General features: G+C 64.7%; 19 protein-coding genes. 9 read left to right on the forward strand and 10 right to left on the reverse strand.

The features are described from left to right. Positions 1-95 precede the first annotated feature (95 nt). The 3 genes from AC1RQP_RS25350 (at position 96) to AC1RQP_RS25360 (ending at position 1,816) form a co-directional block, all read left to right on the forward strand. Positions 96-620 carry a hypothetical protein gene (locus tag AC1RQP_RS25350; RefSeq protein WP_492939041.1) on the forward strand — a complete coding sequence of 175 codons (525 nt, stop codon included), beginning with the start codon at positions 96-98 and terminating at the stop codon, positions 618-620. 102 nt (positions 621-722) lie between these two features. Continuing rightward, on the forward strand, positions 723-1,076 hold the full coding sequence (locus AC1RQP_RS25355; RefSeq protein ID WP_492939042.1) for a hypothetical protein: 354 nt from the start codon (positions 723-725) through the stop codon (positions 1,074-1,076). Between the two features lie 503 nt (positions 1,077-1,579). After that, positions 1,580-1,816, forward strand: a complete 237-nt coding sequence (locus AC1RQP_RS25360) for a hypothetical protein (RefSeq protein WP_239621431.1) — start codon at positions 1,580-1,582, stop codon at positions 1,814-1,816. Between the two features lie 102 nt (positions 1,817-1,918). Here the strand turns inward: AC1RQP_RS25360 and rpoD are convergent, their stop codons facing one another. After that, complete coding sequence (gene rpoD / locus AC1RQP_RS25365) at positions 1,919-4,063, reverse strand: RNA polymerase sigma factor RpoD (RefSeq protein ID WP_239621425.1); 2,145 nt, start codon at positions 4,061-4,063, stop codon at positions 1,919-1,921. Positions 4,064-4,435: 372 nt separating this feature from the next. Continuing rightward, positions 4,436-6,457 carry a DNA primase gene (gene dnaG, locus AC1RQP_RS25370; protein WP_492939044.1) on the reverse strand — a complete coding sequence of 674 codons (2,022 nt, stop codon included), beginning with the start codon at positions 6,455-6,457 and terminating at the stop codon, positions 4,436-4,438. Between the two features lie 263 nt (positions 6,458-6,720). On the opposite strand from dnaG, the gene AC1RQP_RS25375 reads away from it, so the two are divergent. After that, positions 6,721-7,284 carry a chlorite dismutase family protein gene (locus AC1RQP_RS25375; protein ID WP_239621416.1) on the forward strand — a complete coding sequence of 188 codons (564 nt, stop codon included), beginning with the start codon at positions 6,721-6,723 and terminating at the stop codon, positions 7,282-7,284. 75 nt (positions 7,285-7,359) lie between these two features. Here the strand turns inward: AC1RQP_RS25375 and AC1RQP_RS25380 are convergent, their stop codons facing one another. Further along, positions 7,360-7,758 carry a gamma-glutamylcyclotransferase family protein gene (locus AC1RQP_RS25380; protein WP_239621415.1) on the reverse strand — a complete coding sequence of 133 codons (399 nt, stop codon included), beginning with the start codon at positions 7,756-7,758 and terminating at the stop codon, positions 7,360-7,362. A 76-nt stretch (positions 7,759-7,834) separates the two neighbouring features. Between AC1RQP_RS25380 and AC1RQP_RS25385 the strand changes: the two genes are divergently transcribed. After that, positions 7,835-8,638 (forward strand): N-formylglutamate amidohydrolase, encoded by an 804-nt coding sequence (locus tag AC1RQP_RS25385; RefSeq protein ID WP_492939046.1) that lies wholly within the window; start codon positions 7,835-7,837, stop codon positions 8,636-8,638. 3 nt (positions 8,639-8,641) lie between these two features. On the opposite strand, the gene AC1RQP_RS25390 is transcribed toward AC1RQP_RS25385, so the two are convergent. Further along, entirely contained in the window at positions 8,642-9,262 is a 621-nt protein-coding gene (locus tag AC1RQP_RS25390; RefSeq protein WP_239621412.1) for a LysE family translocator, read from the reverse strand. Positions 9,263-9,410: 148 nt separating this feature from the next. Here AC1RQP_RS25390 and AC1RQP_RS25395 point away from each other — a divergent pair, with 148 nt between their 5' ends. Both AC1RQP_RS25395 and AC1RQP_RS25400 read left to right on the forward strand, forming a co-directional pair. Further along, positions 9,411-9,725: an ArsR/SmtB family transcription factor gene (locus tag AC1RQP_RS25395; protein ID WP_028178721.1), complete on the forward strand. Its 315-nt coding sequence runs from the start codon at positions 9,411-9,413 to the stop codon at positions 9,723-9,725. A gap of 27 nt (positions 9,726-9,752) precedes the next feature. Next, a complete protein-coding gene (locus AC1RQP_RS25400; protein WP_492939048.1) occupies positions 9,753-10,265 on the forward strand; it encodes an SRPBCC family protein in 513 nt (170 codons plus the stop codon). Between the two features lie 18 nt (positions 10,266-10,283). On the opposite strand, the gene AC1RQP_RS25405 is transcribed toward AC1RQP_RS25400, so the two are convergent. Then, positions 10,284-10,460 carry a hypothetical protein gene (locus AC1RQP_RS25405; RefSeq protein WP_194391648.1) on the reverse strand — a complete coding sequence of 59 codons (177 nt, stop codon included), beginning with the start codon at positions 10,458-10,460 and terminating at the stop codon, positions 10,284-10,286. Between the two features lie 376 nt (positions 10,461-10,836). Between AC1RQP_RS25405 and AC1RQP_RS25410 the strand changes: the two genes are divergently transcribed. Next, positions 10,837-11,643, forward strand: a complete 807-nt coding sequence (locus tag AC1RQP_RS25410; protein WP_239621408.1) for a transglutaminase-like domain-containing protein — start codon at positions 10,837-10,839, stop codon at positions 11,641-11,643. A 99-nt stretch (positions 11,644-11,742) separates the two neighbouring features. Here AC1RQP_RS25410 and AC1RQP_RS25415 read toward each other — a convergent pair whose 3' ends face one another. Continuing rightward, positions 11,743-12,516: a DUF2189 domain-containing protein gene (locus tag AC1RQP_RS25415; protein WP_239621407.1), complete on the reverse strand. Its 774-nt coding sequence runs from the start codon at positions 12,514-12,516 to the stop codon at positions 11,743-11,745. A 239-nt stretch (positions 12,517-12,755) separates the two neighbouring features. Here AC1RQP_RS25415 and AC1RQP_RS25420 point away from each other — a divergent pair, with 239 nt between their 5' ends. After that, the gene (locus AC1RQP_RS25420; RefSeq protein ID WP_492939051.1) at positions 12,756-14,987 is read left to right on the forward strand and encodes an ATP-binding protein; all 2,232 of its coding nucleotides are present in this window, start codon (positions 12,756-12,758) and stop codon (positions 14,985-14,987) included. A gap of 1 nt (position 14,988) precedes the next feature. Here the strand turns inward: AC1RQP_RS25420 and AC1RQP_RS25425 are convergent, their stop codons facing one another. The 4 genes from AC1RQP_RS25425 to AC1RQP_RS25440 form a co-directional block, all read right to left on the reverse strand. Then, positions 14,989-15,432, reverse strand: coding sequence for a hypothetical protein (locus AC1RQP_RS25425; protein ID WP_492939053.1), 444 nt, complete (start codon positions 15,430-15,432; stop codon positions 14,989-14,991). A gap of 2 nt (positions 15,433-15,434) precedes the next feature. Then, positions 15,435-15,803, reverse strand: coding sequence for a nuclear transport factor 2 family protein (locus tag AC1RQP_RS25430; protein ID WP_492939055.1), 369 nt, complete (start codon positions 15,801-15,803; stop codon positions 15,435-15,437). 74 nt (positions 15,804-15,877) lie between these two features. Beyond that, complete coding sequence (locus AC1RQP_RS25435; protein ID WP_492939058.1) at positions 15,878-16,345, reverse strand: MarR family winged helix-turn-helix transcriptional regulator; 468 nt, start codon at positions 16,343-16,345, stop codon at positions 15,878-15,880. 9 nt (positions 16,346-16,354) lie between these two features. After that, positions 16,355-17,965 (reverse strand): acyl-CoA synthetase, encoded by a 1,611-nt coding sequence (locus AC1RQP_RS25440; RefSeq protein WP_492939060.1) that lies wholly within the window; start codon positions 17,963-17,965, stop codon positions 16,355-16,357. Positions 17,966-18,124 lie beyond the last annotated feature (159 nt).

The raw sequence follows: 18,124 nt of genomic DNA on the forward strand, positions 1-18,124 counted from the left end.
GCGTCAAAGCGCAGGACCTTGAAGCGCAAGGCTTGATCCGCATCAAACCGTCTCACGCCGTGCTTTCTAGATTGAGGCAAACAGGAGAACCGCACATGACCGGAATCACCTTGACCGCCGAGCAGATCCGCAATGCCCCCGCCCCGGTGCGGCAATGGATCGAGCAGGAGGTGATCGCCACACTCGGGCTGGCGCCACGGACACCGGAGGCCGCGCCGCCGCCACAGGCGGCCCATCTCGTCGCCTGCAGCGTGGAAGAGATGGCCGGCGTGCTCGAGCACATCCGCGGCGTGCTTCCTGCGGTGAACGTGCTGTTCGAGCTCGGCCGCCCCGGCATCAGCTTCGGCCGTCCCGCGGTGATGACGTTCCGCCTGATGGACATCCTGCATCATACGCGCCTGCAGGACATCGGCCAGGTGATGACGTGCCTTGAGATGATCAACCAGGCGCTGACCGAAGTGAAGAAGGACCCATCGGTTCGGTTCTGCGGCTTCGACAATGAGGGGCACTGCCTGATCGCGCCGCAGACGCAGGTGAGCATCGCAACGCTGTGGCAGACCATGATGGAGCGGCAGCAAGCGGCGCAGGAGTCGGACAGTCGGATCGCGCCGGCGGCGTGAGGTGGATAGTATCGCCAAGACCACTGCTCGTCATTCCGGGGCGAGAGTTGGCGCTACAATGCCGATGCCTGAGCAACCGTCAGTCACTGCATCAAAGCCAGCATGAAGCGATCATCCATGGCCGATCACCAGCCTCAATCAACCCGCGCCCTCCTCCGCATCCCGCTGTTCCGCCTGCTCGCCATCAACCTCGCGATCGGCGCCAGCGCGGCCGCGCTGCTGGTCGGCGGCCTGCTTTGGCTCAATCCCGGACATCTGCGCGAGCTGATCTTCGCCGACCGTGCGCCCGGCGTGGCGCTTCTCCTGCTGCTCGCCTCCTTCCTCATCACCTTCGGCTCGGCCGCGATGGGCAGCGCGATCATGGCGCAGGGGCACAAGGAGGACACCGACAAGGGTGGCGGCCACGGGTCGCGACTCGCCCTGCAGGAATTGACGCAGCGCACACACACGCATTGAGATACGCGCCGCCGGGAGGATGGCACCGGCCTTGCTTTGCGATCACAGAGCACGCAAGCGGGAATACGTGCAGGCCAACGCACGTTCCTACAGAGCGCGTTGCTCTCGCAGGGTCGCAACAGCAAGCGAGATGAACAAATGATTTGGCAGCCCAAACCATGTCTCGATGTATGCCCACGTCGCACATCGGAACAAACGCATATCTGATGCGCTCGCTGCGACATCGACACCACCACGATTTGCCTTGCCATCGCAGCGCGCCTTCTATAATCTTCTATTTTAAGTTGTCGCCCTGCCAGCCCCGGGCGACGGTGAGACCAAGATAAACGGCGGGCTTCGGGCCCGCCGTTTATTGGAGGCGAAAGTCTCCCCGAAGGGTCGCAGAAGATCCCTGGCTCCCTCTCCGCATCAGGTACCTTCACAGCCGCGTCAAGCCTGCCGCGTTCGGTTACGGCGGTGGCGAAGTTATTTGACTGTGGCGCGATGATCGACGACAAGCCGCCATGGCCAAGAAACCCGGAACCAATCCCAAAGGCGAATTCGCCTTCTTCAACGTCGTCTATGAAGACGATTCCCAACGCTCCAATCGCCGCGTACCCGCCGAACTGCTCGGCGGCCTCGACGGCGATGAACCCGCGCGCGGCTTCATCATGGAGCAGGACCGCGTAATCGCCGAAAAGAGCGGCCGCCCGCCGCTGGAGATCAAGCGGCTCGAGCGGGTGGGGGCAAAGAAGAAGTAGCGCGGTGGACGCGTGATACTCGAAGCTCCAACATGAACAAAACGGCGGGCTTTCGGCCCGCCGTTTGCGTTTGGATAGATTGCCCGGGTCTGACGATCCGAATTAGTTGTCCAGGAACGACCGCAGCTTCCGTGACCTTGACGGATGCTTCAGCTTGCGCAGCGCCTTCGCTTCGATCTGGCGGATGCGCTCGCGGGTCACGCTGAACTGCTGGCCGACTTCTTCCAGCGTGTGGTCGGTGTTCATGCCGATGCCGAAGCGCATGCGCAGGACGCGCTCTTCGCGCGGCGTCAGGGACGCCAGCACGCGCGTGGTGGTCTCGCGCAGGTTGGACTGGATCGCTGCGTCGATCGGCAGGATCGCGTTCTTGTCCTCGATGAAATCGCCGAGATGCGAATCCTCCTCGTCACCGACGGGCGTCTCCAGCGACAGCGGCTCCTTGGCGATCTTGAGGACCTTGCGGACCTTCTCCAAGGGCATGCCGAGCTTTTCGGCGAGTTCTTCGGGGGTCGGCTCGCGGCCGATCTCGTTGAGCATCTGGCGGGACGTGCGCACGATCTTGTTGATCGTCTCGATCATGTGCACGGGGATGCGGATGGTGCGGGCCTGGTCGGCGATCGAGCGGGTGATCGCCTGCCGGATCCACCACGTCGCGTAGGTCGAGAACTTGTAGCCGCGGCGGTACTCGAACTTGTCGACCGCCTTCATCAGGCCGATGTTGCCTTCCTGGATCAGGTCGAGGAACTGCAGGCCGCGGTTGGTGTACTTCTTGGCGATCGAGATCACGAGACGGAGGTTGGCTTCCACCATCTCCTTCTTGGCCTGGCGGGCCTCGCGCTCGCCCTTCTGCACGGAGTGCACGATCTTGCGGAACTCGACGATCTCGAGGCCGGTGAGGGCAGCTAGCTGATGCACCTCGTGGCGAAGGTCCTTGATGCGGTCCTTCTCGTGGTGGACGAAATTCTTCCAGCCTTTTGCGGAAAGTTTCGAGACGCGGTTGAGCCAGCGCGGATCGAGCTCCGAGCCGGTGTAGTTGCGCAAGAAGTCCTCGCGCGCGACGCCGTGGCTGTCGGCAAGGCGCATCAGGCGGCCCTCATGCGAGACGAGGCGCTTGTTGATGTCGTAGAGCTGCTCGACGAGCGAGTCGATGCGGGCCTGGTTGAGGCGCAGCGACTTCACCTCGACGATGATCTCGTCCTTCAGCTTCTTGTACTTGCGCTCCTGGTGCGGCGAGAGCGACTCGTTCTGGAGCTGGTTCTGGATGTCCTGCTCCTGAAGCTTGCGCAGCTTCTTGTAGCTGTCGGCGATCTTGTCGAAGATCTCGACCACCTTCGGCTTGAGCTCGGCCTCGATCGCCGCGAGCGACATCTGGTTCTCGAACTCGTCGTCGTCCATGTCGGCTTCGGCGGCGGCCTCGCCCGGATCCTTCTCCTCGCTCGCCTCGGCGCCAGCGGCGGCAGGCGCGGCACGGAACGGGGTCGGCGCCGGCGGCGCCGCAGGCGGCGCCACATGCGCGGGCGCGGCGGTGGAGACGGCGGCGGCCTCGCCGCCCTCGGCCGAAGCTTCACCGGCCTCGCCGCTCGGACCTGCGATCATCGCGGTGTTCATGCCGCCCTTGGCGTCCGGGCCGGCATACGTCGCTTCGAGATCGATGATGTCGCGCAGGAAGATCTTGCCTTCGTTGAGCTCGTCGCGCCAGATGATGATGGCCTGGAAGGTCAGCGGGCTTTCGCACAGCCCTGCGATCATCGCCTCGCGGCCGGCCTCGATGCGCTTGGCGATCGCGATTTCGCCTTCGCGGGAGAGCAGCTCGACCGTGCCCATCTCGCGCAGATACATGCGCACCGGATCGTCGGTGCGCTCGCCCGGCTCGCTCTTCTTGACCTCGGTGACGGCCTTCTGGGTGACCTCGACGAGCTCGTTATCGGTCTCGTCGTCGGCCTCGTCCTTCTCCTCCTCGCCTTCGGTGTCGTCGGCTTCGGTGACGTTGATGCCCATGTCCGAGAGCATCGACATGATGTCCTCGATCTGTTCGGGCGAGGTCTGGTCGGACGGCAAGACTTCGTTGAGCTGATCGAAGGTCACGAAGCCGCGCTTCTTGGCCTGCTTGATCATCTTCTTCACGGCGGCGTCGGACAGGTCGAGCAAGGGCGAGGGCGCGTCCTGGGAGTCCTTCTCCGGCGCGTCCGCTGCCTTGTCGTCCTTTTCCTTGTCCTTCGCCTGCAGCGTCTTTGCCTTGGTGGCCATCCATTGCTCCTAAACGCGCTTCATGCGAGACGCCCGCCGCGCCTGCCTGAATTCACTTGAACCTGTTGCTCGACGCTCTCGCTTCGGCAGCTCTCGACACGGAAAGGGCGGCGCACAAACCTCTCGCCACCCCCAACTTTCTCTCGCCGGAATTGCCTAACGCTTCGTCAGCCTCTTTGTCGCGGCGGATGCAGGTGTAGTGCCAACAGCGATTGCGCGGATTCATTCCTGACGCGTCTGTTCTGCCTGCGGCCGCCTCTGGGCCAAAGTGCTACAAGACCGTTAAGCCTCGATTAACCCTGTTTCTGCCGCCAAACCTTGGATTTGGCGAGTCTTTTAGCGGTTCCGGCCCCGGCCGTCCGCATGATTCTTTCACACACTCTTCTGAAGCCGGCCCGACAATTCGCCAAAACCCTCGATCAGGGCCTCGGTGCCGTCGACCTCGGCCATCCGGGCCTTGACGTCACGCAGCCACGCCAAATTGGCCTCGCTGGGGTCCTCCCCCAAGGCCAGCTCGGCGTCCTTCAGCTCCCTAAGTAGTGAATGCCATTGCCGATGCAAGACAACGAGCTGGTGCCAAGTCGCAAGAACGTCATCCCGCGCCGCGCCTTCGCGGGCACCCCACACCGCCTGGGTCGTGATGCCGTTCTCAACCCTTTGAAGAGCTTGCGAAAATCCGCCCCGTTCGAGATCGCTGCGCATCTTTTCGGCCAGCTCGCCGGGTTCCGGCAAGTGGTGGTGGTCGTTGGCGAAGGCGGCGATGATGCCGGCCCGGAGCTTATGGGCCTCGGGATGGGCCAGCTCCAGGGCGGCGACCTCCTCGAGGTGCTCATGCAGCAGCCAGGGGTGGTTGATCAGACATTGCAGGATCAGGGCTTCCCGGCGGGACATGGCGCTGCGCTGGCCCTTCATGATCGGGCTTGCCGCCAGCTGGGGGCTCGCCGCCTGGTAGGGACCGGACGGGAGCGGGGTCGGGCCGGGGGCGCCGCGGCGACCGCCGCCAAATCCTTGGCCGCCAAACCCCTGGCCGCCGAATCGATTCGCGCTTCCCCCTGCCCTCGGCTGGAACGGCCGGCCACCGCCGGAGCGGAAATTGCCCCGGCCGCCAAAGCCGCGCCCACCTTCGGGCGCGAAGGTGCGCTGCAGCCGCTCGACGAACTCGTCGCGATAATAGCGCCGCACCACCTCGTCACGGATGCCGTTCGTGAGCTCCTTAATGCGCGCTTCCAGCGCAGCGCGGCGCTCGGGCGTGGCGAAATTGCCGCCTTCGAGCTCGCGCGACCAGATCATGTCGGCGAGCGGACGGGCAGCTCCGATCACCTCCTCGATCGCGCCGCGCCCGCCGGAGCGCACGAGATCGTCGGGGTCCTGCCCCTCAGGCAGCAGCGCGAAGCGCAGGCTCTTGCCGGGGCTGAGGAACGGCAGCGCGAGGTCGGCGGCACGATAAGCCGCCTTCTGTCCGGCGCGGTCGCCATCGAAGCAGAGGATCGGCTCGTCCGCCATCTTCCAGAGCAGCGCGAGCTGGCTTTCGGTCAGCGCGGTGCCGAGCGGCGCGACCGCACCTGCAAAGCCCGCGGTGACCATGGCGATGACGTCGACATAGCCTTCGACCACGATCAGAGCGCTGCCGTCATGCGTGGCTTTGCGCGCGGTCTGGTGATTGTAGAGATTGTCGCCCTTGTGGAAGAGCGGCGTCTCCGGCGAGTTCAGGTATTTTGCCGGAACGTCCTTCTCCAGCGCGCGTCCGCCGAATGCGATGACGCGGCCGCGCAGATCCGTGATCGGAAACATCACCCGATCGCGGAAGCGGTCGTACGGCACGGGGATGTCGTCACCGCCGATCAACAGGCCGGTCTCGACCATGTCGTCGACGGAGATGCCGAGCTTGCCAAGATGCTCCTTCAGCGCGAAGCGGTCGGGCGGGGCATAGCCGAGGCGGAACTGCAATTGCGTCGCCGGCGAGATGGCGCGGTCGGCAAGGTAGCCGCGCGCCTTGGCGCCGAGCCGCGAGGCCAGCGTCTCCGCGAAAAACTTCGCCGCGAGGTCCATGACGTCATGCAGCGACTTGCGCCGCTGCTCGTGCCGCGCCGCATCAGGAGTCACCGCCGGCAGCGGCAGGCCCGCCATGTTGGCGAGCCGCTCGACGGCCTCGGCGAACGGCAGGCCGTCGGTCTCCATCACGAAGGTGATGATGTCGCCGTGCTTGCCGGAGGAGAAGTCGTGATAAAAACCCTTCTGGTCGTTGACGTAGAAGGACGGCGTCTTCTCCTGCTGGAACGGCGACAGCCCCTTCCACTCCCGCCCCGCCTTCTTCAGCTTGACGCGCTTGCCCACGACTTCGGAGACCGAAAGCCGGGCACGAAGCTCGTCGAGGAACTGGGGCGTGAAGCGCATGGGCTGTGTCTAGCGCGAAACCGGGTGAGTCGGGCGAAGGATCAGGGATATAGGTGCGGGCTGGCCAGAAGTCAGGTTTGTCGGGCTTATACGCGCTGTTCACAGCCTGCCTTCCTTCCGGTCATTCCGGGGCGCCCGCAGGGCGAACTACGGTGCGCAATTGCGCACCTGAGAATCTCGAGATTCCGGGTTCGATGCTACGCATCGCCCCGGAATGACTGGAAAAGCTTGAATCCGCCCTGGTTCCACGCTTCCATAGCCTCATGTTCAGGACGTTTCGAGGCGGCCACAGCGGGGGCTGGCGCATCACCTCGATTTCGCCAGTGACGGGCGAGCCCCTGCCCTTCGTGCCGGCGCTGTCGGTCACCGACAGCGAGGCCGTGTCGCTGCCGCTGGTGCCCTCGCGCAATGCCTGGCGGCTGGTCGGCGTTGCGAGCAGCCTGCGCTACACCGAGCGGTCCGAAAAGCAGCAGCTCGTCGCCGTGCAGGCCGGCCTCGGCCGCATCGAGGCAACCAGCGCTGCGCTGATTCCGATCCGCAAGTCGCAGGCCTGGTGGGAGCTGACGCAGGAAGAGCGCCGCAGGATCTTCGAGGACAAGTCGCATCACATCGCGAGCAGCCTGCGTTTCCTGCCGGCGATTGCGCGCCAGCTCTATCACTGCCGCGACCTCGGCGGGCCCTTCGACTTTCTCACCTGGTTCGAATTCGCTCCCGCGGACGCCGCACTGTTCGAGGAGCTGGTGGCAATGCTCAGGCAGACCGAGGAGTGGACCTATGTCGAGCGCGAGGTCGACGTGCGCATGGTGAAGGAAGTGCTGTCGGCCTAGAGCAAGATCCGGACCCCAAGGCCGCGCTGGCCGCAAAGCGTGCAGCGGTTCGCCGACAAGATCATGCGCAACATACTAATGCTCGAGGAAGCGGCCCGACTCGATGTGCGGCAGACCGGTGACGGGCCAGTTGTAGACGTAGGTCCAGGCCTTCTCGGTGGCGCCGCCGGCGCGCGTCACATCGACCAACTGGCGCAGATATTCGGTCGGCTCTGGAAACCCCTCGCCGCAGGCTTCGTACATGTCGAGCTCGCGCAGGAGCTCGTCGGGCACGCGCAGGCGGAAGAGCTCGCCATGGACGATGTCCGTCGGCGCGTCGGAGAGCAGCAATCCCGGATAGTGCTTCACCAGGACGAGCCGGCCGCGGCAGGTCGCCTCGCCCAGAAACTCCGCGTGGCCCGCGAGCAGCCGCGCCATCGGATGGTCGAAGCCCCGCATCAGGGTGCCGTAGACGAAGAGGCGATCGGAGCTCATGGTGTTCCAACGTTGCGACGACGGCGCGATACCGTTAATCCGTTTACACACGTTGTTCTTCCATAGGCAAATCAGGATGGCTTTCGACACAGCCGAGGCGACCGACCAACTGCTCGGCGAGGGCGACATTCCGCCCGTGCATGAGGTGAATGCGGCAGGCGCATCTCCCTTCCTGCTCACCGCGGATCATTACGGACGGGTGCTGCCGCGCGCGCTCGGCGATCTCGGCCTCGCGGAAAGCGAGCTTGTCAGGCACATCGCCTGGGACGTCGGCATCGCCGGTGTCGCCGAGCGGCTCGCGCACATGCTGGATGCGCATCTCATCGCGCAGCGCTATTCACGCCTCGTGATTGACTGCAATCGCCCGCCGGGCGCCGCGAGCTCGATCCCTGTGATCTCCGAGGCGACCGTGATCCCCGGCAATGAAAATCTATCGGCTGCCGCCAAGGAGATGCGCCGGCGCGAGATCTTCGATCCCTATCACGGCCGGATCGGCGCGGCGATCGATGCGCGCGGGCGGGCGGGCAAGCCGACGGTGCTGGTGGCGTTGCACAGCTTCACGCCCGTCTATCACGGCGATCCGCGGCCCTGGCACATCGGCACGCTCTATCACCGCGACACCGTGCTGCCGCGGCTGATGCTGCAGCACCTGCGGGGCGAGAGCGGCCTCGTCGTCGGCGACAACCAGCCTTATGCGGTGAGCGACGCCACCGACTACACCATCCCCGTCCACGGCGAGGCGCGCGGGCTGATCAACACCGGCCTCGAAATCCGCCAGGACCTGATCACCGGCGAGACCGGCCAGCAGCAATGGGCCGAGCGGCTGGCGCGGATCCTGCGCGAGATCGCAGCCACGCTGCGCAAGGACGGAATGGCGTGATGCTCACTTCGCCCGTGTCAGCGCCAGCCAGATGCCGCCGCCGATCATGAAGCCGCCGGAGACGCGCGACATCATCCGCGTGCGGCGTGCCGAGAAGAATTTTCGGGCGCGGCCGGCGGCGATGGCGTAGAGCGCATCGGTCATTACCGCCGTCACCATGAAGGTGGCGCCCAGCAGCGCGACTTGCGGAAAGTGCGGCTGGTTCATGTCCATGAACTGCGGAATGAAGGCGCCGAAGAACACCAGCACCTTGGGGTTCGACAGCAGCACCAGGAATCCCTGCAGGAAGAAGCCGCCGCGCGGCGGCGGTGGCGGCGCCTCGAGATCGACGCCCTCGACCGGCGCCCAGATCAGCCTGATGCCGAGCCAGATCAGATAGGCGGCGCCGGCAAAGCGCACCCAGTCGAACCAATAGCCCATCGTCGCCATCAGCGAGGTCAGGCCGACCGCGACGATGCCGATCACGATGGCAAGGCCCGCTTGCGCGCCGGCAACGTTGGTGAGCGCCGCGCGCGTGCCGTGGCGCAGGCCGTTGGCGATGACGAGCGTGACGATCGGCCCCGGCAGCAGCGCCAGCGCGATACAGGCGGCGACGAAGGCGAGATAGGCTTGCATGGACATCATGGGAGGACTCGCTGCGGTTTGCGCGCATTTATGCATGGCGGAGGCGGGAACGGAAGCTTGCTCGTTCCTCGCCCCGCTCGCAGCCGATCAGGCGCGCCAAGAACGGCATCTTGACATGCAACTATTCGGTTGCCAATTATGCGCAACCATGGATGAAGTCTTCAGAGCGCTCGCCGATGGGTCGCGACGGTCGCTGCTGGACAGGCTTCACGCCAGGAACGGCCAGACACTGAACGAACTCTGCGAGGGCCTCGCGATGACGCGTCAGGCCGTTGCCAAGCACCTTGTCATTCTGGAGAAGGCCAATCTGGTCACGACCATCAGACATGGCCGCGAGAAGCTGCACTACCTCAACCCCGTGCCCATCCATCAGATCGGCGAACGCTGGATCAAGAAATTCGAACGCGGCAAGCTCGCTGCGCTCAGCGAATTGAAACGTCAATTGGAGAAGCGCGAGGAATAAGCCTGCTCAACAAAGGATTGATGCGCGATGGATCTCGACCAGTTCAAGCCGCTCACCGTCTACACAATCTACATCGCCTCCACGCCGGAGAAGGTGTGGCAGGCCCTGACGTCGGCCGAGTTCAGCCGGGAGTACTTTTCCGGGTTCGCGGTGGAGATGGAGCCCCGGCTCGGTGGCACGTTCGTCGTGCACGCGCCGGACGGATCGGAGCACATCTCGGGCAAAGTCTTCGAATACGATCCGCCCAAGAGGCTGACGGTGACCTGGAACGTCAACTGGCCCGGCCTCGTCGAGAAACTCGGCACCACGCTCGTCACCTACGAGATCGAGCCCGCCGGCGAGGCCGTCCGCCTCACCCTGAGCCAGCGTCATGATCGTCAACTCAGCGAAGACATCCTCTCAGGCGGCCGCACCGGTTGGCCCGCGATCCTGTCGGGGCTGAAGAGCCTGCTGGAGACGGGCAAGGCGCCGCAGATCAAGATGTCGCCGCCAGTCAGGATGCTGGAAGCATTGAAGGCGATGGGGATCAAGATACCGTAGCGGCCGGACTCCGCCTGCTCATCGCTTCTTGGTCAGCGGCGGGTGAATCTCGTCGATCTTGCGACGGCAATCCGCTTCCGACTCGTGCGGGCCCGAGACAAAGGTCCCGCTGACCTTGATCGCGTACCAGCCGGACTCAACTCCGAGCCGGAGCGCTTCGTCCGTCTTGACCTGCCGTGGAGAGAGAATTTGCATCTGGTGCTTTCGGTTGGCGTTCGACCTCAAATCGAACCGCGGTGACGTTTCAGGCAATGCAGCAGGCGGCTCCGCCGAAACGGGCAATGCACAAAACGACCGCCCCTACGGCGTCGCGATGTGCTCGCTCCACCGGTGCGGGGACTGAGCCATCTCAGGTCGCCCGCGCACGGTCGAGGAACTGCGTGTTAGCAGAAGCGACAGCCATTCGAACGTTGCCGCACCGTGCGCGCTTTCACTGCAATTAGCTATCGATTTCTCGCCCGCACGCGCCTTTGTGCGCCAGATGCATCGCCCGAGCGAAACAATGCCGGCGAAGTCTTGTGCCCGACCGCTTCGTAGCCATGTTAAAGGCGCAGCCAAGGGAACGTACCGCATGAAGCTCCGCGTCGGGTTCGAGATGCTGTACGAGTTCCCGCAGCCGACGCCTATGATCATGGTGTTGGGCACGCATTTCACGCGCGCCTCCGATGTCATCGTGCCCGACTTGCTCACCACCAGCCCCCCGGTGACCATTAGTCCCTATCGCGACCTCTTCGGCAATTGGTGCAGCCGCATCGTGGCTCCGCCGGGCGCCTTCCGCCTTGCCGCCGACGGCGTCATTCGCGACAGCGGCTTGCCCGACCCCGCGTTCCCAGACGCGTTTCAGCATGCCGTCGAAGCGCTGCCGACCGACACGCTCGTCTATCTGCTGGGCAGTCGCTATTGCGACACCGATCACCTGACGGATATCGCATGGAAGTTGTTCGAGAAGACGCCGCCGGGCTGGGCGCGGGTCCAGGCGATCTGCGATTTCGTTCATCGCCACATCACATTCGGCTATGAGCACGCGCGCGCAACCAAGACGGCACGCGAAGCCTACGAGGAAGGCAAGGGCGTTTGCCGCGACTATGCCCATCTCGCCATCACGCTCTGCCGCTGCATGAACATCCCGGCGCGTTACTGCACCGGCTATCTCAGTGACATCGGCACACCGCAGCCATGGCCTCCAGGAGACTTCGCTGCCTGGTTCGAGGCGTTCATCGGAGGAAGCTGGCGCATGTTCGATCCCCGCAACAACACACCGCGAATCGGCCGCGTGCTGATCGCGCAGGGACGCGATGCCGCAGACGTCCCGATCACCCAGACCTTCGGTCCGAATACTCTGGTCAATTTCAAGGTCTGGACCGACGAGGTTCCCTGATGGAGGACGCGCCCGCTGCGCTCTGCTTGGCAGGGACAAGGCGCGCCGGGCGAAATTCCGCAAGCGCGTGAGCGCCTGACCGTTGCAACCGGCTCCCTCTCAGGCGACCGGCGCCACCAGCCGCCGGTAGAGATGCCAGGTCGCATGCCCAAGCACCGGCAGCGTCACGATCAGCCCGAGAAAGTAGGGCAGCGCCGAGACGATCAGCAGCATCACGATCAGCGCGGCCCACGAGATCATCGGCAGCGGGCTCGCGACGACGGCACGTACGCTCGTCACCATGGCCGTGACGAAATCGACGTCGCGATCGAGCAGCAGCGGGAACGACACCACGGTCAGCGAGAACAGGATCAGCGACAGCACGGCACCGACCGCGTTGCCGATGCCGAGGAACAGCAGGCCCTCGTTGGTCGTCAGCACCACCGTCATGAACTCCTGCAAGCTCGAGAACGAGGCATTGAGGCCGAGCAGCAGCGCGATCAGGAGCCGCACCTGGTACATCCAGACCACGAACACGAACAGCGTCACGAAGGCCATCCAGCCGATCTCGCTGCGCGAACGGATCGCCGACCAGATCGCACCGAATGAGACCGGCTCGCCGCGCTCGCGGCGGCGGCTGATTTCGTAGAGGCCAATTGCCACGAACGGTCCGATCAGCGCAAAACCCGCGGCAAGAGGATAGACCAGATAGACCATGCCGAAGGCGGTGAGGCAGAGCATGATGGCGATGCCGCCGGCGGCGTAGAGCGCGCCGAAGCAGACACCGTAAAGAGGCAGCGCCTGGAAGTCGCGCAGGCCTTCGACCAGCGCCTCGGCGATGTCGGTCCCCGCCACGGGACGCACCACCGGATCGACCTTGCCCGAGATGGACATCAGCTTCCTCCGTAAACCGGCGCGATTTTTCGTTGCGCGCTTGCCGCGATATTAGCGCCGCCGCGCGGACGCGCAACTTGATGCCGGCCGGCGCGAAGAGAGCGGCGACGAGACGATGATCGCAATGCGAAATCTTGGCCTTTCGTGCGATATTCGCGGCGATGACTATGGACGGGGCAGATGATCGTGCCTCAAATTGTACCTCCGAGCACCCTCGCCTGAGAGCCGATCGCCCACCGATGAGCCTGCGTACCCGGTTACTGATTCTCGTCATCGCGGCCATGCTGGTGCCGGCGATCCTGGTCGGGCTCCGTTTTGTGCAGAACCGGGCCAGTGAGATCGACGCGGCGCTGGCCAATCTGGTCGCATCCGCCGACGACATCGCGGGCGATTTGGACGAGAAGATCAAGGGCACCGCCCAGCTTCATTATGGGCTCGCCCGTGCCCGCGATCTCGACACGCGCGACAAGGCGGCGTGCTCGGCATTCCTGTCTGATGTCCGCGAAGAATATCCGCAGTTCACGGGCATCCTGACCATCGATCCCGACGGAAGTCTGTTCTGCGACTCGCTGCGGACCAACCGCTCGCTCGACCTGAATGACCGCGGCTATTTCAAGCAGGTGAAGGGTCTTCATGGCGTCGTCGCAGTGGAGCCGGTGTTCGGCCGGCTCACCGGACTATCGGTGCTGCAGATCGCCTATCCCGTGCGATCGGAGGCGGGTGCGCTGAAATTCGTGCTGCTCGCGTCGTTCAACCTCAACAAGTTCGCAGAATTTCACGACAAGCGGCTGCTCGCCGAGAAGGACATCCTGCTGATCGACGCCAAGGGTGCAGTGCTGGTCGCCCCCAAAGGCGGCGGCTGGAGCGAGCCCGTCGGCGGATCCATTGCAGGTTCCGACCTGTTCCGCTTTGCGGCAGCGCCCGATCGCGAGCCGTTTCGCGAGGTGAGCGACCGCGAGGGCCGCACACAGATCTGGGCCGTTGCCCGCTCACCTTCGATCCGCAAGGCCGGCCTCTATGTCCTGGTCGGACGATCCAAGGACGGACTGGTGGCGGCGGCCAATCGCCGGCTGCTGGAGGACATGGCAATCCTTGCGGTGGCTTCGCTGCTGTTGCTCGCCGGTGTCTGGATCCTTGCGACCGTGAGCGTCGGGCGCCAGGTCGGACGGCTCGCCGCCATGGCCAAGAGTCTCGGGCACGGCGATCTCAGCGCGCGCATTCCGGATCCCCACCCGGGCGGCGAACTCGGCGGATTGATGACCCTGCTCAACAGCACGGCCGAATCGCTCGAGCAGCAGCGCGCCGCCATCGCGGATCTCAGCCACAAGCTCAGCCAGTCCCAGAAGATGGAAGCCATGGGCCAGCTCACCGGCGGCGTGGCGCACGATTTCAACAATCTCCTGACCGTCATTCTCGGCAACTCGGAGCACCTCGCCGACAGGCTTGCGGGCAACAAGGGATTGCAGCGGATCGCCGACGACATTGCGACCGCCGCCGAGCGCGGCTCCGACCTGACGCGGAGCCTGCTCGCCTTCGCACGCAAGCAGCCGCTGCGACCGCGAGAGATCGACATCGCCGAGCAGGTGACCGGCATGAAGCAGCTTCTGCGGCGGACCCTGGGCGAGCACATCGACTGCAGCTTCACGCTCGCGCCGGATCTATGGCTCGCCAGCGTCGATCCCAGCCAATTGGCGACGGCCGTGCTCAACCTCGTGCTCAACGCGCGCGATGCGATGCCCGACGGCGGCAAGCTGATGGTCGAGGTACGAAACATCTCGCTCGGTGAATCCGACCTCGACGTCAACGGCGAGCCGCGGCCAGGCGACTACGTGATGCTGGCCGTGAAGGATACGGGGACCGGCATGAGCCGCGAGGTGTTGGGACGCGCGTTCGAACCGTTCTTCACCACCAAGGAGGTCGGCAAAGGGACCGGCCTCGGCCTCAGCATGGTCTACGGGTTTGCGCGACAATCCGGCGGACTTGTGCAAATGCAATCCGAACCGGATCAAGGCAGCGTCGTCAGGCTGTTCTTTCCCCGCCTCGCGACGCCGCCGAATGAGGAACCGCTGCCGGCAGAGCAGGTCACCGCACCGGACGGATACGAGACGATTCTCGTCGTTGAGGACGACGACATGGTGCGAGCCTATGTCGAGAACGAGCTGAAGTCGCTCGGCTATCGCGTCATCGCGACATCGAACGGGCCGGCGGCGCTGGATGTGCTGCGCCAGCCCGGAGACATCCAGTTGCTGTTCACTGATGTCGTGATGCCCGGCGGCATGTTCGGACCGGAGCTGGCGAAGCAGGCAACCGGCCTGCGGCCTGGTCTCAAGGTTCTCTTCACCTCCGGCTACAGCCAGAGTCCCGTCAGGACGCCCGACCAGATCGGCGACGCCCGCATTCTGACCAAGCCGTTCCGGCGCAAGGATCTTGCTGCGATGCTGCGGGCCGCCCTCTCGGAGCCGTCGCGGTAGATCAGGAGCCGATCGCGAGCTGGAGCGCCACGCCGAGATTTGCCGCGAACAGGACCGCGTCGATGACGAAGATCCGGAGCATCGGGCCCTTCAACACGGGCCAGTAGGCCACCCCGACGCGGCCTCCGCGCATCAGCACTGGAACGTTATAGACGAACTGGCTGAAATGGCAGGCGGCGAAGAACAGGAACAGCGCGAGCTGCGCTTCGCTCGGCTGGAAGAAGGATGGACGGGCAGCCAGAAGATAGAGCGACAGGAGCCCGAGCGGCAGATTCATCCCGCCCAGGAACGCCACGCTGGCCGCCAGGGTCGGCGCGATCGGATTGCTGCGCTCTTCCCGCGGCAGCAGGATCTTCAACGTGTTGGCTTGCGCGATGCTGAACTGGATGAAGGCGCCGACGAACCAGAGCGTGTTGAGAAGCAGGACGAGATCAGAAACGTGCATCGTCATTTTCCATAGAAGGCTTCGCTGCGCACGACGCGGCCGGCATCGTCGAAATCCATGAATTCGCTGGCGCGCGTGTCGCCCAGCTGCCACCACACCGTCAGGCGCGCGATCGCCTCGTCCCAGCTCCAGCTCAGGATCTTCAGGTCGGCGCGCTCGACGTGGCCATAGGCCTTCCGCCAGTAGGCGCGGATGTTCTCGGCGCCGGTGACGACAGGAGAACCCGTCAGTGTGAGAGCGAGAGGGCTGCGCATCTGCGCATCGTCGGCGAAATGCGCGACGACCGCGTCGATGTCGACCCTGCACCAATTCGCGCACCACGCCGCGACAAAGCCTTCGGCAGTCGCGCGGCTCATTGCCTGTCCGCTCATGACACGGATCCTCCCTGGCCGGGAAAGTGGCAAAGCCCGCGCCTCATGTCAATCATGTTGACCTGAGAATTCCGTCAGTTGTTGTCGGCGATCGCCTCCATCACGCCCATCCACCCGGCCGCACCCGACGCCCCGACGCGATCGAACGCCTCGCGCAGCACCTTGCGCTCGTGGTCGGAGGCCCGCTGCTCGACGCGCCGCCCCGCCTCCGTCAGGCGCAGCAATTTCGAGCGGTGCTGCTCGGGCGAACGCTTCGACGTCAGGAGCTTGCGCTCCACCAGCAGATTGAGCGGCCGGTTGAGGGCTTGCTTGGAAATGCCGAGGATCTCGATCAGCGCGCCGATCGCGATGTCGGGCCGGCGCGCCACCACGTAGAGGATACGATGGTGCGGACGCGACAGGCCCTGCTTCGCAAGATATGCGTCGGCCTCCAGCGTCATCCCGCGCCAGCCGTAATACATGAGCTCGAGCGCCGCATCCAGATCGTGCAGCTTCGTCAGTGAGGCGCGGTGGAGTCCCGCGGCTTGAGGCGCCTTTGCCATTGCAGGACGCTAGCCTCTCGCCCGCAGCTCGCGCCGCAGCACCTTGCCGGTCGCCGTCATCGGCAGCGTCTCGGCAAACTCGACGAAACGCGGATATTCGTGGGCTGCGAGCTGCACCTTGACGAACTCCTGGATCTCGCGCGCGAGCGCATCGCTGCCGGCAAAGCCGGGCCGCAGCACGATCCAGGCCTTGATCGATTCGGTGCGGATCGGATCGGGGATGCCGACGACGGCAGCCATTGCCACCGACGGATGCTTCATCAGCGTGTGCTCGATCTCGGACGGGCCGACGCGATAGCCGGCGGTGGTGATGACGTCGTCCTCACGGCTGACGTACCAGAAATAGCCGTCCTCGTCCTGCACGCCGAGATCGCCGGTCAGCAGGAACTCGCCGGCATATTTCTTCGCCGTCGCCTCCGGATTGCGCCAATATTGGAGCATGGTGACGGGGCATGGCTGGCGCACGCCGATGATGCCGCGCTGCCCGCGCGGCAATTCCTCGCCCCTCTCGTCGACGATGCGGACGTCGAAGCCCGGCGTCGCCTTGCCCATCGAACCGGGGCGGATCGGAAACAGGTTCGAGTTGCTGCCGATCACGAGATTGCACTCGGTCTGGCCGAACACTTCATGCGCGTCGATGCCGAACGTCTCGCGCACCCAGCCGAGCAATTCGCCGCCGAGCGACTCGCCGCCCGTAAAGATGCTGCGCAGCTTGACGCCGGAGTGCTTCACGCCGGCCTGCCGCATCAGCTTCAGCGCGGTCGGCGGCAGGAAGACGTTGCGCACGGAAAGATCGGCCATCATCTGCATCGCAGCCTGCGGCTCGAATTTGCGTGCGCGGTGACCGACGAGGGGGATGCCGTGATACCAGAACGCGAACAGGCCATTGATGAGCCCGCCGATCCAGGCCCAGTCCGCCGGCGTCCACATGAGATCGCCGGGGCGCGGCAGGAAGTCGTGACACATCTCCACGTTCGGCAGATGACCGAGCACGACGCGGTGCGCATGCAGCGCCCCCTTCGGATTGCCCGTCGTGCCCGAGGTGTAGATGATCAGCGCGGGATCGTCGCACGACGTATCGACCCGCGCGAAGTCGGGCGATGCGGCCTTCACCGCATCCCAGAACGACGTCGTTCCCGCCGGCGCGCGCCCGCCGACCACATAGATCGTCTTCATGTCAGGCAGACGATCGCGAATTTTTGCGAGCTTCTCCCAGCCACCCTCGTCGGTGACGATGGCCTTCGCCTCCGAATTCGACAGGCGGAATTCCAGCGCGTCCTCGCCGAACAGCGCGAACAACGGGATCGAGATCATGCCAGAGCGGAACGCCGCCATATGTGCGATCGGCAATTCCCGGGACTGCGACAGGAACACCGCGACGCGGTCGCCACGGGAAAGCCCGTCCGCCTTCAGCACATTGGCGAAGCGGCGCGACATCTCGGCGATCTCGTCGAAGGAGGTGCGGCTCGTTCCGCCGTTCTCGTCGACATAGATCAGCGCGAGGCAACCGGTGCCGTCGGCATGGCGATCGCAGCACGCTTCCGCAATGTTGAAGCGCGCGGGGATGTCCCAGCGGAAATTGCGGACGAGTTCGTCGTAGGTTGCGGCTTCGGTCAGCATGGCTTGGTCGTTTCCGCGCTCTCGTCGTCATGGCCGGACTTGTTCCGGCCATCCACGTTCTTCTTGGGACCAGTCTAAGGCCGTGGATGCCCGGGACAAGCCCGGGCATGACGGTGGGGAGATCTTATCTCTCAGTCATTCCGGGGCGATGCGAAGCAT

It is taken from the genome of Bradyrhizobium sp. GW821-FHT13H06 (genome assembly GCF_058803975.1).

Bases quoted from the DNA above. Each gene is read 5' to 3' on its own strand.
- AC1RQP_RS25420 (WP_492939051.1), top strand. From the start codon at position 12,756: ATGAGCCTGCGTACCCGGTTACTGATTCTCGTCATCGCGGCCATGCTG.
- AC1RQP_RS25355 (WP_492939042.1), top strand. From the start codon at position 723: ATGAAGCGATCATCCATGGCCGATCACCAGCCTCAATCAACCCGCGCC.
- AC1RQP_RS25395 (WP_028178721.1), top strand. From the start codon at position 9,411: ATGGATGAAGTCTTCAGAGCGCTCGCCGATGGGTCGCGACGGTCGCTG.
- AC1RQP_RS25415 (WP_239621407.1), bottom strand. From the start codon at position 12,516: ATGTCCATCTCGGGCAAGGTCGATCCGGTGGTGCGTCCCGTGGCGGGG.
- AC1RQP_RS25430 (WP_492939055.1), bottom strand. From the start codon at position 15,803: ATGAGCGGACAGGCAATGAGCCGCGCGACTGCCGAAGGCTTTGTCGCG.
- AC1RQP_RS25435 (WP_492939058.1), bottom strand. From the start codon at position 16,345: ATGGCAAAGGCGCCTCAAGCCGCGGGACTCCACCGCGCCTCACTGACG.
- AC1RQP_RS25405 (WP_194391648.1), bottom strand. From the start codon at position 10,460: ATGCAAATTCTCTCTCCACGGCAGGTCAAGACGGACGAAGCGCTCCGG.
- dnaG (WP_492939044.1), bottom strand. From the start codon at position 6,457: ATGCGCTTCACGCCCCAGTTCCTCGACGAGCTTCGTGCCCGGCTTTCG.
- AC1RQP_RS25380 (WP_239621415.1), bottom strand. From the start codon at position 7,758: ATGAGCTCCGATCGCCTCTTCGTCTACGGCACCCTGATGCGGGGCTTC.
- AC1RQP_RS25410 (WP_239621408.1), top strand. From the start codon at position 10,837: ATGAAGCTCCGCGTCGGGTTCGAGATGCTGTACGAGTTCCCGCAGCCG.
- AC1RQP_RS25425 (WP_492939053.1), bottom strand. From the start codon at position 15,432: ATGCACGTTTCTGATCTCGTCCTGCTTCTCAACACGCTCTGGTTCGTC.
- AC1RQP_RS25390 (WP_239621412.1), bottom strand. From the start codon at position 9,262: ATGATGTCCATGCAAGCCTATCTCGCCTTCGTCGCCGCCTGTATCGCG.
- AC1RQP_RS25360 (WP_239621431.1), top strand. From the start codon at position 1,580: ATGGCCAAGAAACCCGGAACCAATCCCAAAGGCGAATTCGCCTTCTTC.
- AC1RQP_RS25375 (WP_239621416.1), top strand. From the start codon at position 6,721: ATGTTCAGGACGTTTCGAGGCGGCCACAGCGGGGGCTGGCGCATCACC.
- AC1RQP_RS25350 (WP_492939041.1), top strand. From the start codon at position 96: ATGACCGGAATCACCTTGACCGCCGAGCAGATCCGCAATGCCCCCGCC.
- AC1RQP_RS25385 (WP_492939046.1), top strand. From the start codon at position 7,835: ATGGCTTTCGACACAGCCGAGGCGACCGACCAACTGCTCGGCGAGGGC.
- AC1RQP_RS25400 (WP_492939048.1), top strand. From the start codon at position 9,753: ATGGATCTCGACCAGTTCAAGCCGCTCACCGTCTACACAATCTACATC.
- AC1RQP_RS25440 (WP_492939060.1), bottom strand. From the start codon at position 17,965: ATGCTGACCGAAGCCGCAACCTACGACGAACTCGTCCGCAATTTCCGC.
- rpoD (WP_239621425.1), bottom strand. From the start codon at position 4,063: ATGGCCACCAAGGCAAAGACGCTGCAGGCGAAGGACAAGGAAAAGGAC.